The organism is Horticoccus luteus (assembly GCF_019464535.1).
Lineage (GTDB): Bacteria > Verrucomicrobiota > Verrucomicrobiia > Opitutales > Opitutaceae > Horticoccus > Horticoccus luteus.
This window is the reverse complement of record NZ_CP080507.1, coordinates 4,188,027-4,202,111: the sequence shown is the minus strand read 5'-3', so window position 1 is coordinate 4,202,111 and position 14,085 is coordinate 4,188,027. Positions and strand designations below refer to the sequence as shown.

General features: G+C 64.2%; 8 protein-coding genes. 4 read left to right on the top strand and 4 right to left on the bottom strand.

From position 1 onward, the window contains the following. Positions 1-2 precede the first annotated feature (2 nt). Positions 3-740 carry an ABC transporter ATP-binding protein gene (locus tag K0B96_RS17035; protein WP_220162245.1) on the bottom strand — a complete coding sequence of 246 codons (738 nt, stop codon included), beginning with the start codon at positions 738-740 and terminating at the stop codon, positions 3-5. 247 nt (positions 741-987) lie between these two features. Between K0B96_RS17035 and K0B96_RS17030 the strand changes: the two genes are divergently transcribed. Continuing rightward, entirely contained in the window at positions 988-1,992 is a 1,005-nt protein-coding gene (locus K0B96_RS17030) for a hydroxyacid dehydrogenase (RefSeq protein ID WP_220162243.1), read from the top strand. Positions 1,993-2,134: 142 nt separating this feature from the next. Here K0B96_RS17030 and K0B96_RS17025 read toward each other — a convergent pair whose 3' ends face one another. Continuing rightward, entirely contained in the window at positions 2,135-5,206 is a 3,072-nt protein-coding gene (locus K0B96_RS17025; RefSeq protein WP_220162241.1) for an immunoglobulin domain-containing protein, read from the bottom strand. Positions 5,207-5,331: 125 nt separating this feature from the next. Between K0B96_RS17025 and K0B96_RS17020 the strand changes: the two genes are divergently transcribed. Beyond that, positions 5,332-6,381, top strand: coding sequence for a LacI family DNA-binding transcriptional regulator (locus K0B96_RS17020; RefSeq protein ID WP_220162239.1), 1,050 nt, complete (start codon positions 5,332-5,334; stop codon positions 6,379-6,381). Positions 6,382-6,460: 79 nt separating this feature from the next. Here the strand turns inward: K0B96_RS17020 and K0B96_RS17015 are convergent, their stop codons facing one another. Next, the gene (locus K0B96_RS17015; protein ID WP_220162237.1) at positions 6,461-8,752 is read right to left on the bottom strand and encodes a beta strand repeat-containing protein; all 2,292 of its coding nucleotides are present in this window, start codon (positions 8,750-8,752) and stop codon (positions 6,461-6,463) included. A 133-nt stretch (positions 8,753-8,885) separates the two neighbouring features. Then, positions 8,886-9,554, bottom strand: a complete 669-nt coding sequence (locus K0B96_RS17010) for a hypothetical protein (RefSeq protein ID WP_220162235.1) — start codon at positions 9,552-9,554, stop codon at positions 8,886-8,888. Between the two features lie 342 nt (positions 9,555-9,896). On the opposite strand from K0B96_RS17010, the gene K0B96_RS17005 reads away from it, so the two are divergent. Together K0B96_RS17005 and K0B96_RS17000 are read left to right on the top strand one after the other, a co-directional pair. Continuing rightward, positions 9,897-11,651: a sodium:solute symporter family transporter gene (locus K0B96_RS17005; RefSeq protein WP_220162233.1), complete on the top strand. Its 1,755-nt coding sequence runs from the start codon at positions 9,897-9,899 to the stop codon at positions 11,649-11,651. Continuing rightward, complete coding sequence (locus K0B96_RS17000; RefSeq protein WP_220162231.1) at positions 11,648-14,071, top strand: TonB-dependent siderophore receptor; 2,424 nt, start codon at positions 11,648-11,650, stop codon at positions 14,069-14,071. Before K0B96_RS17005 ends, K0B96_RS17000 begins: the two co-directional genes overlap by 4 nt. Positions 14,072-14,085: the final 14 nt, after the last annotated feature.

Sequence of the window (14,085 nt, the reverse complement as noted above, 5' to 3'; positions counted from 1 at the left end):
CGTTACCAGGCGAGGCTGGCGACGTCGGCGGGCCGGGCGTTGCGGCGCTCGCCGGTGATGTGGCCGTCCGACAGGGTGAGGACGCGGTCGGCCATGTCGGCGATCACGGCGTTGTGCGTGATCACCATCGTGAGGGTGCCGACCTCGCGGTTGATGCGCTGGATGGCGTCGAGCACGGTGAGGCCGGTGCGGACGTCGAGGGCGCCGGTGGGCTCATCGCAGAGGAGCACGGCGGGGCGTTTGGCGATGGCGCGCGCGATGGCGACGCGTTGTTGTTCACCGCCGGAGAGCTGGGCGGGAAAGTGATCGAGACGCGCGCTGAGGCCGACGAGCGCGAGGGCATCTTCGGGGGCGAGGGGATTCGGGGCGATCTCGGTGATGAGGCCGACGTTTTCCCGCGCGGTGAGGCTGGGGATGAGATTGTAGAACTGGAAAACGAAGCCGACGGCGTGGCGGCGATAGTCGGTGAGCGTGGATTCGTCCGCGTGCGCGAGATCCCAGTCGCGATAAATCAAGGAGCCGCTGGTCGGCGTATCGAGGCCGCCGAGGAGGTTGAGCAGCGTGGATTTGCCACTGCCGGACGCGCCGAGCACGACGACAAACTCGCCGGGACGGCAGGCGAGATCGATGCCCGCGAGTGCGTGTACGGCAGCTTCACCATGACCGTAAATTTTACTCAACGCGCGTGCCTGGAAAACCCACTCGGGCGCGGACGAAGAGTCGGAGGACGCGGCGGGCATGAGCGGAAGGCGGGCAATAAGAGGCCGCCGCGGCGCAGTCGCAACGGCCAAACGGTGCACGCGCAGCCACCGGCGCGGCCGTCGGCCGTGGTTGGCAGCGGAGACGAGAGCGCGGCGGCGACGGCGCGGCGACGGGATTTTATCGCCCTCGACCGCTGGTTCTTTTCCGTCCTTTGATTTGTGGAAGGCGTGTCAGCCGCACCACGTGCGGTCCGCCGCTCTCCTCGACACAGCGCTTACTTTTACCATGACCCGCCCTGCTTCTCTTCTTGCCGCCATCTCCGCGAATGAACAACCGGACTTTCTGCCCGAGCCGTTGTTCGCTGACGTGCGCGCGTTGACGCCGAAATTTTCCTGGTGTGATACCACCGGAATTTCCTTGGAAGCGTTTCATCGGGCGCTGCGCGAGGCGAATCCCGAAATCCTGCTCGCGTGCTGGCGCACGCCGCCGCTGCCGGCCGAGTTGCCGCCGGCGTTGCGTTACGTGTGTTATCTCGCGGGCTCGGTAAAAACGCTGGTGAGCCGGGCGCATCTCGAGCGCGGTTTGCGGGTGACGAATTGGGGCGGGTCGATCGGCCGCATGGTCGCCGAGTGTGCGTTGTTTCACACGCTTTCGTGCCTGCGGCGCGGCACGCACTGGGCGCTGACGATGCACCGTGAAGGAGGCTGGGATAACGATAATCCGCAGACGGCTTCGCTATTTGGACAGCGCGTGGGCCTGCATGGATTTGGTCCGGTGGCGCGCGAACTCGTGGGCCTGTTGCAGCCGTTTCACTGCGCGATTTCGGTGTGCGCGCCCGACGTCGATGCCGAGACCGAGCGCCGTTACGGTGTGCGCGCGGTGTCGACACTCGAGACGCTGTTTGCGGAAAACGACGTGGTGATCGAACTGGCGCCGCTCATCCCGGCGACGACGGGAATCATCACGGAGAAACTGCTGCGGCTGATCCGGCCGGGCGGAGTATTCGTCAACGTCGGACGCGGCGCGGTCGTGGACGAGGCGGCGCTGTTGCGTGTGGCGCAGGAAGGGAAAATCAGGATCGGCCTCGATGTGTTTGCCGTCGAGCCGCTGCCGGCGGATTCGCCCTTTCGCGGGCTGCCGAACGTCTCGCTCACGCCGCATATCGCGGGTCCCACGCCTGACCGCCGGCGCGATGCGGGGGAGTTTTCGGTGGCGAATCTCCGTGCGTATGCGGCGGGACGGCCGCTGCAAGGGCTCATCACGGAACGCGTTTACGATACGTCGACGTAAGCCGATCGCTGGGACGCCGCGCGGCGGAGCGTGCGGCGCATCGTCGGCGTATCGGGGGACTCTCGCACCGCCAGGCCGAGAAAACAAAAAGCCCGCCGACTCCGGCGGGCTTGGAAACGCTGCTGGTAACGAGCGAACGCGCTTACGGGGTGGCGTCGTAGATTTCGACGAGCGCCTCACCGGTCGTGGCACCGACGCCGGACACCTGGACGGTGTAGGATTTGCCGGCGTCGAGGGTGACGAGAAGGGCCGCGTCTTTGCTGTTTGAGTTGAGCGCGAAGGCGCCGAGTGCGGCGAAGGTGGAGGCGAGCGAGGAATCCCAGTTGTCGTTGGAGGCGACCACGGTTTCGCCGTCGTAAACCGTGAGCTGCGGATCAGCGAGGACGCCGGGCACGGAGAAGTCGGCGAGTTTGGGACCGACGGCGCGGATCAGCACTTGCTTGGTGCCGGTGCCGCCCACGACGAAGCCCGCGATGAGGATATCGTTGCTCGTGCCGACGTGGTAGCGCGCGGAGAGGTTGGCGAGTTTGCGACCGTCGTGCGAACCGGCGGCGTCGTCGTAGGCTTCCACGAGAATAATGCCGTTGCCGGTGCCGCTGACCTGCGCGGTGTGCGGTCCGTCGATCGTCGGGAGGAGGGCGGCATCCTTGCTGTCCGTAGTGAACGGGAAGGCGCCGAGGTCGGAGAACGTCGACGCGAGGGACGCGTCCCAGTTGTCGTTTTCGCCGACTTGGGTGCCCTGGCTGTTGAAGAGAATCGCGCGGGGATCAGCGACGCCGGTGAGGCCGAAGGCGTTGAGGGCGGGACCGGCGGCGCGGATCAGGACGGGTTTGGCCCCGCCGCTGACGACAAAGCCGACGATGAGCGTCTGGCCCTCGGTCATCGCGGCGCGCACGGAGACGTTGGAGAGATAAGCGGACGCGACCGCGAGCGTGGCGGCAGTGCTGGTGACCGTGCCGCCGGCGTTGGTGACGGCGACCGTGTAAACACCTGCGTCGGCGGCCGACACGGCAGGAATAACAAGGGCGGCCTGGGTGGCACCATCGATGAGCGTGCCGTCCTTATACCATTGATAGGCGAAGGGAGCGGTGCCGCTGGCGGTGACGTTGAGCGTGACGGATTGCCCGACGCCGACAGTCTGGCTCGCGGGCGGCGTATCGACCGTGGGAGCGATGGGGCCGGTGGTGACCGTGAGAGTGGCCGCGGCACTGGTCGTGGAGCCGGCGGCGTTGGTCACCGTCACGGTGTAATCACCGGAATCGGTCGTCTGGAGATTCGTGAGCGCCAAGGTGGCGTTGGTGGCACCGGCGAGCGCGACCGAATCCTTTTGCCATTGGTAGGTGAGCGGGGCGCCGCCGTTGGCGACGACCGAGAGCGTGACGTTGGCGCCGACGCCGACAGTCTGGCTCGTGGGCGCGGTGGTGACCACGGGCGCGGCGAGGGTGGAGCGAAGGATTTGGACGTCATCGATGCTGAACGAATCCGAGAAATTCGACAGGCAGTGCACGGCGAGGAAGTCGAAGTTGGCGACCGCGCCGGCGGAGGCATCGGAGCGGGTGAATGTGGTCCCGGCACCGAAGGCGCCGCCCGCGACAGTGAGCGTAATATCGGCGCCGGCGCCGGTGCGCTGCACCGAGAGGGTAACGACGTAATTCGTGTTAACGTCGAAGGTGAACGCCGGGGTCTCGACATCACCGACCGGGGTATAAGCGGCGTTGAGGCTGAGGATCTGAGGAGAAGCGACGTTGCGGGTTTCGATGGTCCAGCTCGTCTGGCCGAGAAATGCGGCGTAGCCGGGCTGCGTGGAGAAATCGTAAACCGCGCCGGTGTGGTAGGAGGTGCTGGCGAAATTGTCGCCGTCGACCTTTGTCGCGGCGTCGGAGCTGAAGAGGCCGAAGCGCCATTGAGCGGAGGTGGTGAAGTTCGCGCCGGGCGAACCGTGCAACTCGAAGCCGAAGGTGGTGGTGAGCGTCTCGCCGAGGCCGAGCGCCTGCGCGGGGAAGTAGCTCAGCAACCCGCGGCCGCTGGTGCCGGTTGTCTGCAGAAGCGTGCCGTTGGTGACGGAAATCGTGCTCGTGCTGGAGGAGGTATACCAGCCGCTGCGTCCGGTGTTGGTCGTGAAATCCTCGGACGTCACGCTGGTGCCGGCGGGGAGCGGCAACACGATGAGGGAGCCGGCGGTGCTGTCGACCGTGCCGAGACTGTTGGTCACGGTGACGGAGTAGGCGGCGGCGTCGGTGGTTTGGGCGTTGGCGACGACGTAGGTCGCATTCGTGGCGCCAGCGAGGTCGGCGCCGTTGCGATGCCATTGGTAGGTCAATGGTTCACCCGAAGCGGCGACGGCGAAAGTGACGCTGCCGCCGACGTTCACAGCCTGGTTGGTCGGTTGCGTGGCGATCGCCGGCGCGGACAGGGCGGTGTTGGCGGTGGAATCGACTTTCAGGTCATCGACGGTGAAGGAATCGGAGACGTTGGAAGAGGTATAGACGACGAGGGTATCGAAGGTCGTCTCGGGCGCGGAGGAATCCGTGCGCGTAAACGTCGCGCCCGCGCCAAAGGCGCCGCCGGCCACGGTCACCGTGATGTCGATGCCCCCCGCGCTCTTTGTGAGGGTAATACTCACGGTGTAGGCGGTGCCGCTGACCCAGGAGCCGGTCGCGGTGAACGATGAACCAATCGAGGTGAAGGGTCCGGTCGTGCCGATCAATTTGGGTTCACCCGCGCCGGTGCGGCTGCGCACGGACCATTGGCCTTTGCCGCCGGCATCTGTCCCGGTGACGGTGCCGATAAACGCGTAGCCGCGGTAGGCGGAGGCATCAACGCTGTTCCAGTTGTCGTCCGTGATCGCCGCGGCAGTGTGATGATTGAAGAGGCCGATGCGGATTTCGTTACTCGACGATGTCGTGACGCCGCTACCGAATGCGCCGTTGAGGGTGAATTGCTGCGTGAAGGTCAACGTATCGCCGGTGTTCACTAGGGTGGTGGGCGTGAACGTGCCGAGAATGCCGCGGCCGGAGGTCTGGGTCGCTTGAACCAGCGCATTGTTGATGACGCCGACGGTGCTCGCCGTGCCCGAGGAATAGACATTGGCGCGACTGCCATCGTTGAAGTTCTGGTTGACCAAGGACGCCGCGGAAGCGACGGCGGGCAGCAGGCAGGCGAGCAGAAACCGGCGGAATACGCCGCCGGACGAGAGGGGGGAGGCAGGGGTCATAAGCGGATAATAATTATAATGGATGTGAGCAGCGGCGAAAACAGAGGCAAGGGCAAAGTGACGATAGAGGCGGGGCCGGTGTTCGGAATTGTGTTTACGGTGATATTTATCATAACCCCGCGGGCATGACGGCCCGCAAAAAAGTCTCCCAGCAGCGTATCGCGCGCGATCTCAAGGTCTCGCAAGCGCTGGTCTCACTCGCGCTGAACGGCCGGAAGGATGGCATCCATGCGGAGACTTACCAACGCATCTGGACGCACGCGTTGAGCCTGGGCTACGAGCCCAAGGGCATGAACCTCGAGCGCTCACCCACGCCGGCGCGCTCCCAGCAGATCGGGTTTATTTTGCGGGCGGGCCTGAGCATCCACACGCAGGGCAGCTATTTCAGTCACGTGCTGCATGGCCTGCACACGGAGCTGGCGGAGCAGGGTTACGCGGCGGTTTTTTTGGGCACGGAAGACACGCTCACCGCGGAGCGACTGGCGCATTTTTTCCGTCCGCGGCACGCGCCCGCGGGCGTGGTGTTGTTTGGCGAAGTGTCGGCGGCGTTTCTGCAAGCGTTGCGCGCACAGACGGGGAACGTCGTGGCGGTGTCGGCGCGTCATCCCGGGTTTTGCCACTCGGTGGTGGGCAATGAGCCGCAGGCGCTGCAGTTGCTCGTGCAGCACCTCTGGGAACTCGGCCACCGGCGGATTGGCTGGCTCGGGGGCAACGTGGGTTTGGGGCGGCACGAGGCGCGGCACGCGGCGTTTGTGTCGGCGTTGGAGGCGTGCGGCGGCCGCGAGGATGAGCGTTACCGCGTGTATCTGAAACAGGCGGACAGGGCGGAAGGGGCGCAAGCGATCGAGGAATTGCTGCCGCTCGCCAAGCGGAAGGATTTCCCCACGGCGTTCATCACCTACAACACCTTGATGGCGGCGGGCGCGGCGATGGCGTGGTTGCGGGAAGGCGGAAAAATTCCCGGCGAGTGCAGCATCGCTGCGGCGGACAACTCGCGGCTGGCGCAAGTGGAGAAACCGCGTCTCACGGTGGCGGGCACGGATCCGGAAAAACTTGGCCAGGCGGCGGCGCGGCTGCTGCTCGATGTGATCGGCCGCGACGATGAGAGCCTGCACGACTTGATCCTGCCGTCGGAATTTGTCGCGGGCGAGTCCACGGGAACCGCGAAGCGCTAGGGCGCACGGGCAAAGGTCGCGGCACAAAAAATCCCGCCGGGTTTGCGGCGGGATGATGAACGCGAAACGCCGAGCGGATTCAGGTTCGCGCGCGCCGGCGGCCATACGCGGCGACACCGAGCGCGACGACGCCGAAGAGTGCCGCCCACGTGGACGGTTCAGGAATCGCACTGGTCGACGCCGCGGTGAGCTGGCCGTTCGCGAGCGAGAACGTATAGTCGAAGCCATCGAGGTTGAGCACCGACCAGCTCCCGAGGCCGGAATCAAAGGAGAGCGCCACGCCGTTGACGATGACGGTGGCGAAGTTTCCGGTTTGGCTGCCGAAACTGAACAGATTGAAAGTTCCCGGTTGGGCGAAAGCATACAGGCCGCCGCCGAGGTCGGTGGCGACGACGTTGAGGGTGCCGCCGAAGGTGAGGAGGGAGTTCACTGTCACCGCGTCGTAGTCCGTGCCCGCGGTGCCGGTGGCCCCGATTTGCAGTGTCGTGATGCTGGCGCCGCTGAGCGTGAGAGTGTCGCCGAAGACCAGCTTACCGGGGCTGTTACCGGGCGCGAGGGAGGCTCCGTCGTTGATGAGTGTGGCGCCATTGATGAAGCCGGAGCCGCTGAGCGTCGCGCCCTCGTCGACAACCAGCGAACCGCCCAGCTGGCCGTTCACGGCGAAGCTGCCGGACATGACGGTGGTGCCGCCGGTCACGTTGAACGTCGAGCCACTGGCAAGGCTGCTGGCGCCGCTCGTGGCGAGCGTGCCGGCGATGCTGAGCACATGGTCGGCATTGTTCAAAATACCGCCGCTGCTTGTCACCGACCCGAGGATATGGCCGCTGCCGCCCAGGGTGGCGCCACTGGAGACCGACACCGCGCTTGAGGCCGCAGTTGACCCGTCGATCAGGAGCGAGCCGCTGCTCACAATCGTCGCGCCCGAATAAGTATTAACACCGGCGAGCGTCAAGGTGCCGGAGCCGCGTTTGGTCAGGGACTTGCCCGCCCCCGCGTCACCGACTGCGCCGTTGACGGTGATATCGCCCTGGCCGATGGAGGAACTTCCCGCGAGCAGGACATTACCGGCGATGGTGACCGCAGTGTCGCTCGTGTTGACGAGTGCGCCGTTGCCGTCGAACCCTGACGCGGACAGGCGCAGGGGTTTGGCGACGTCGAAGCCGTTGAGGTCGAGGACGCCGCCAGAGGAAACATTCGTGTAATTGCTGGAACTGGCGAGGGCGGTGGCGCTGCCAATTTTGAGCGTGGCTCCGGAGGAGACGACGGCGTTGCCGGTGAACGTGTTGTTGCCCGAGAGAGTCACCGTGCCGGTGCTATTGATCGTGAGATTGCCGGTGGATCCCGCGTAAGAATGCGAGATATTGCCGGACAGTGTCACGTCGCCGGCGCCCGCAATGCTGAGCGTGCGGGCGCTCGCACTGGAAGCGTTGAGATCGATGTCTCCCAACGTCAGAGATGAACCCGCCGAGACGCTCACGGTGGAGCTACCTGTAAGGATCAACTTGCCGGCGAGGCTGGCGGCGCCGGGCGCGGTGTTGGCGACGGCGCCAGCCGCGGCAACGCCGGTGCCGTTGATCGAGACAACTTCGGCCCCGACGGCCTGGCCATTCAGATCGAGGGTGCCACCGGAACTGACCGTCGTGCCGCCGGCGGTGCTGCCGAGAGCGGCGGCGTGGCCTAGTTTCAGCGTGGCGCCAGAGGAGACAGTGGTAACGCCTGTGTAAGTGTTGGCACCGTTAAACAAGACCGTGCCGGTAGCGGTTACGGTGACGTTGCCGGAAGACCCGGCGAAAGAATTGGAGAGCACACCATCGATGGTGGTGTTGCCAGCGCCGGCCACCGTGAGCGTGCGCGAGGAGGCGGAGGCGGGATTGAGATCGACGGAGCCGCTGATCACCAATGCGCCGCCGGCGACCGTGGTCCATGCTTGGTTGCCATTCAGCGAAAGCGGCCCCGAGAATGTCTGCGTGGCCGCGGCATTGTTGGCAACGCCGCTGCTCCCGATCCGCAGCGTGCCCGGGCCAGCGAAATCATAGGCGAATGCGTTGCTGAGAAAACTGAGTCCGCCCACGGTGCGGTTGACGCCCACCGTCGGGGAAGTCGCCGCGCCTCCCTGCGCCCCGAAGGTCGCGACATCCGTCGTTCCGTCGCCCACGGGAGCCGTGCCGCCGACCCAGTTCGTGCCGGTCGCGAAGTCGGTGCCGGTGTTGTTCCATTCGACCGAAGCGGCCCGAGTGAGGCACGGCCAAGCAGCGGTAAGCGCCACGAAAAGCGCCACGCAGCGGACGGCGGAGCGGAAGTCGGGGGCGGAATGGGCACGCCGGAACGGACGCGCGAACGCAAGGACACCAAGCAGGGTGGAGGGGTTCACCGCGCTAAGTTGATAAATATTACTTTATTTTCAACGAAAATACGTCTGAGCGGATTTTTAGGAGAATAAACGCAGAACGGTCACCGCGGAATCGTCGGCCGAAGGCAGCGAACCGCGGCGCAGCGGCACTCTATTAAAGCGACATCACTCGCAGATCGGTGACGTAAAAATCCGCGCCGGACGCCGACTTGTCGGTCGTGATGCGCAGCGCGGAAATCGGGTCCGGCTTCACCGGGAGTTGCAGCCGTTGGCTGGTGAGCAGCTGGCCGTTGTTGTCCACGGTGCCATAAACCACATCAAGGTTGTCGCCTGCGGAATTCGGTTTCCACTGCACGAACAGCCACGTGGTCACTCCCGGCACGAGCGTGATCGGGGATGCTTCACGTTCACCGGCACTGCCGATTTGGAAAACGCCGCGCCCATTCGTCTTCAACTCGATGACGCGGTCCTCGGGCGAAGAAACGGCGCCGGTGCCAAGGTAAATGCCCACCGGAGCATGGTGCGTCGGAGCGGCGTGAAGCTTCAACGAAAGGCTGCCGGACGGCATCGCGTTGAATGATTGCCGCAGGGTGGCGCCAGCCTCCGCGCTGTCGTCGCGCAAATGAACCCAGCCGGAGCCCGTCGCCGCATCGGGGGAGCCAGCCGCCACCTCGACGCCTTCCGCCGGACCACTCGTGTGCCACGGCTTGCCCGGCGCCGCGCCGGGTTTGAGTTTCGAGAAATCGGCGTTTTGCAGTTGATTCTTGGGCGCAGCCAAAGCGGAGACGCTGGTGAGGGCGAGGGCGAGGAGGAGCAGTTTCATGGAGAGGGGAAGCCAGGATGGCCAACGATCGAACCGCGGGCCGGTGGCGGGTGAGGGCCGAACACGAGTGGGGCGGTGAAATTCCGCAGCGTAACGCGGCCCACCTTTCGCGGGACCGGCTTTGGCGGCAACTCAAAACATGATAACTATTATCCGCAGTTCCCACCCTTCGGATCGAGATAAACCTTTCCAGCGGGCAGCGGCCAGCGTTGATCCGGAAGCATCGGGTGCCCGAGGCGGAAACTTAACCCAGGGCGGGGCAGAAACGCGCGGAAGGGGCTTGACCCGGGCGGCCGACACCCGAACTAATATTTATCAGTTACCTTCGGCCCCTCTTCCCCTGTGACTCACTACGACTACGCCGTTCTTGGCATCTACTTCGCCTTCATGGCGGTGATCAGCTGGGTATTTCGGCGGTTCGTGCACAACGTCAGCGACTACTTTCGGGGTGGCGGGAAGGCGTTGTGGTGGATGGTGGGCGGCTCGGCGTTCATGGTGAGCTTCAGCGCGTGGACGTTCACCGGGGCGGCGTCGCAGGCGTATGCGACGGGCTGGCCGATCATGGCGATCTACGTGGCGAACTCGATCGGGTTTTTGATCAGCGCCTGGTATTTCGCGCCGCGCTTCCGGCAACTGCGCGTGGTGACGGCGGTCGAGGCGATCCGCCAGCGCTTTGGCCGGACGAGCGAGCAGATGTTTACCTGGTTGCAGATTCCGCTCGGCACGCTCCAGGCGGGCATCTGGCTCAACGCGTTGGGCATCTTCTTTTCGGCAGTGTTTGGGCTCGATCTGCATCTCACGATCATCCTCACGGGATTGCTCGTGCTTTTCATGGCGTTGATCGGCGGGAGCTGGGCCGTGCTGGCGAGCGACTTCATCCAGGTGCTCGTGTTGATGCCCGTGTGTCTCGCGGTGAGCGTGCTGGCGCTCGTGAAGATCGGCGGATGGTCGGCTTTTGTCGCGAAACTGCCGCCGGGCCACCTCGAGGTGGGGCAGATTTTCTCGAGGGAGTTTCTCGGGTGGTGGTGTCTCGCGATGCTGCTCAAACAGATCAATTCCACCAACAACCTCTTCGACGCGAACCGCTACCTGTGCGTGAAGGACAGCCGGCACGCGCGGTGGGCGGCGCTGCTCGGCGCGGGGCTGTTTGTCTTTGGGCTCTTCATCTGGTTCGTGCCTCCGATGGCGGCGCGCGTGCTCTTCCCGGACCTGGGCGCGATGTTCCCGGCGCTGCAGACGCCGAGCGAGGCGGCGTTTATCGCGATCTCGCGGGCGGTGCTCCCGGTGGGGATGATGGGCCTGTTGGTGAGCGGTATTTTCGCGGCGACGATGTCGTCGATGGATTCCGGGCTGAATAAAAACGCCGGCATCTTCATCAAGAATTTTTATCAACCCTACTTCCAGCCGACGGCCCCGGACCGCCACCTGCTCAAAGTCGGCAAACTGACGACGGCGATTCTGGGCGTCATCGTGATTGGCGCGGCGCTGAAGATGAGCGAGTTGAAGGGCCTTGGACTTTTCCTGCTGATGCAGCGCGTGAGCATTCTCGTCGCGATTCCGATCATCGTGCCCCTGCTGCTGGGCTTGCTGATCAAGCATACGCCGCCGTGGTCGGCGTGGACGACTGTGTTGGTCGGTTTCCTGTGTTCGATGTTTATCAGCGATGTGCTCACGCCGGATTGGGCGGCGCACTTTTTCGGGACGACGCAGCCGCTCGACGCCACCTCGCGCGAATACTGGACGCAAGGCATTCAGTTTTTCGGCAACGTCGTCGTGGGGTCGGCGTGGTTCATTGGCACGAAGCTTTTCTGGTCCCGCTCGGCGGCCTCGCAGCGGGCCGAAATCGACACCTTTTTCGTCAAGCTCAACACTCCGGTCGATTTCGCCCGCGAGGAAGGAGCCGCCGCGGCGAACGACTCCCGGCAGTCGCGCGCGATCGGTTGGCTCTGCCTCGCGTATGGCGGCTTCGTGACCGTGCTCGCATTGATTCCCAATCCTGCGCTCGGGCGGCTCGCGTTCGTCGGTTGCGGCGCGCTGGTCGCCGGCGTGGGTGCGCTCCTGCTACGTTCCTCGACCCGTTCTCCCTCTCTCTCATGAAATCTCGTCACCCCATTCTTCGCTGGTTCGGTCTGGGCAGCTTCCTCGCTGCCACCGTGCTCGCCCAAACCCCGGCTGCGGCCCCCGCCGCGCATGCAGACGACGACTCGTCCGACGAAATCACCACCCTGCCTGAATTCAGCGTCACGGAAACGACGCCGAGTGACTACATGGCGGCTGAATCCACGACGGGCACGCGCGTCGCGAGCAAGATCAAGGACCTGCCGTTTTCGGTGAACGTGGTCACCGGCGAGTTCATGGACGATTTCAACGCGCTCGAATTTGGCGACCAGTTTGCCTACACGAGCAACGTCATCGCCTACGAAACCATTTCCACGGGCTATTCCGTGCGCGGCTTCGAGGCGGACGTGCAGTTGCGCAACGGCTTTCGCCGCATCGGCCTCATCGACAAGGTCAACGTGGACCGCGCCGAGGTCATCAAGGGGCCGGCGGCCTCCATCTATGGCGCCACGCTGCCAGGCGGCATCGTCAACATCGTCACGAAAAAACCGAAGGCGAAGCCGGAATACCGCGTGGGCTTTTCCGTCGGTTCAAAAGACGCCCTGCGCGCGCAGGCGTCGGCGACCGGGCCCGTGGGCACGAGCAAAAATGTCTTCTACCGCGTGGATGTGGCGGACGATCAACGCGCCTACGACCAAGCCTACAAGCACAAGGAGCAATATACCGGCGCGGTCCAGCTCCAATGGAAACCCAACGCCGCGACGAGCTGGTTGTTCGAGGCCGAACGCCTCGTGCGCAACGAAGAAGCCAACGCCAACACGCCTTTCGTCATCCAACCCGGCACGCCTGATCCGTATCGCAAGCCGACCAACTCCGGACCGCGCACCTACAACCGCTACGTCGGTCTCGCCACCAACCTTCTCGAGTTCAACGTGCAGGGGCCGCTCAACTATTCGAAACGTTATGTGAACACGCTCACGGCGACGTTCGAGCGGCGGATCAGTGATGTTTTTTCGTTCCGCAGCTCGGTCAATTGGTTCGATCGCGACTTGGAGCGGCAGGAAGTCGCCGGACGCGATCAATATAATCCGGTGACGAAGCGCCTGAGTAATTCCACGAGCTATGTGCCGCGCCTGCGGCCGTTCGGCGAAGGCGGCGCGGGCTGGCAAAACGACATGCTCGCGGCGTTCGATACCGGCGCGGTCAAACACAAGCTGCTCATCACGCTCGACTGGCAGCGCCAGACGGAACAGCCGCAGCAGTTCAACGGCTCCATCGCCTCCTTCCCGGGCGATTCCACTGTGCTGGCGAACGGCCTCGATCCGGCCAATCCTGATTATCGCTTCTACACGTTCAGCGAAAAGCCGGGGACCTACACCGCCAGCCAGAACGAGGATAACGTGCTCGATGTTTACGGACTCTTCGTCAGCGAGCGTGCGTCCTTCTGGAACGGCCGGGTGATCGCCTTGGTCGGCGGGCGCTACGACAGCGTCTTCAACCACTCGCGCACGCTGCCGCTCTACCGCGCCTCCAGTGCGACCAACGCCGCCTACGTCGCCGACATCGAGCAGCGCACGCATTCGCTCACTTACCAGACCGGCGTGAATTTCCAAATTATCCCGCAACTCACCGCCTATGTTAACGCCAGCTCGTCCTTCGTGCCGCAGCTCGGTTTCGGCACGAACCCGGTGACGTATCAACAATTCGCGCTGCCCAACGAAACCGGTGAAGGCCACGAGTTCGGACTCAAGGGCTCGTTTCTGCACGATAGGCTGACGTTCACCCTCGGCTACTTCGACATCACGCGGCACAACATCGCGCGTGATGCGACCGACTCCACGACCGGCACCGCGATCACCTACCTGTCGGGCGAGGAAGCGGCCAAAGGCTACGAACTCGATTACAACTGGAGCGTCACTCCTTCGCTGCAATTCTTCGGCGGCCTCGGGAAAACCGAGTCGATTGTCGTCTCGAATGCCACCGCGCGCCATCTGATCGGCACGTCCACGCGCCGCACGCCTGAATACACCGTCGGTCTTGGCACAAAATATGAATTCAAGGACGGCGGCTTGAAAGGCCTCTATCTCACCGCCGGTTTCAAATACAACAGCGAGTCGCTCATCAACCCGTCCACCGGCCGCAACCTGAACGCCACCGCGTCGAATCCGGTCCTCAATAAACGTCTGCCCAACGGCCTCCTCATCAACCCCGACATGCCCGAGGATGCCGTGATGACGACCGGCTCCTACCGCGTGGACGATGGCCGCGAAGCGATCTTCAACGCGCCGTTTCATGTCTGGGATGCTGGCATCGGCTACAAATTCCGCCTCCGCAACCGTCGCTTCCGGCACAAGGTGCAGGTCAACGTCGTCAACGTCTTCGACGACGTTTACACCTACGGTTCCGGCGGACTCGGGCCGCGCCGCGGCGTGACGTTCACCTACGACCTCACGTTTTAACGCCGACGTCCCTT

Coding starts and splice junctions, on each gene's coding strand:
- K0B96_RS17010 (WP_220162235.1), bottom strand. CDS start 9,554: ATGAAACTGCTCCTCCTCGCCCTCGCCCTCACCAGCGTCTCCGCTTTG.
- K0B96_RS17025 (WP_220162241.1), bottom strand. CDS start 5,206: ATGACCCCTGCCTCCCCCCTCTCGTCCGGCGGCGTATTCCGCCGGTTT.
- K0B96_RS17020 (WP_220162239.1), top strand. CDS start 5,332: ATGACGGCCCGCAAAAAAGTCTCCCAGCAGCGTATCGCGCGCGATCTC.
- K0B96_RS17030 (WP_220162243.1), top strand. CDS start 988: ATGACCCGCCCTGCTTCTCTTCTTGCCGCCATCTCCGCGAATGAACAA.
- K0B96_RS17035 (WP_220162245.1), bottom strand. CDS start 740: ATGCCCGCCGCGTCCTCCGACTCTTCGTCCGCGCCCGAGTGGGTTTTC.
- K0B96_RS17000 (WP_220162231.1), top strand. CDS start 11,648: ATGAAATCTCGTCACCCCATTCTTCGCTGGTTCGGTCTGGGCAGCTTC.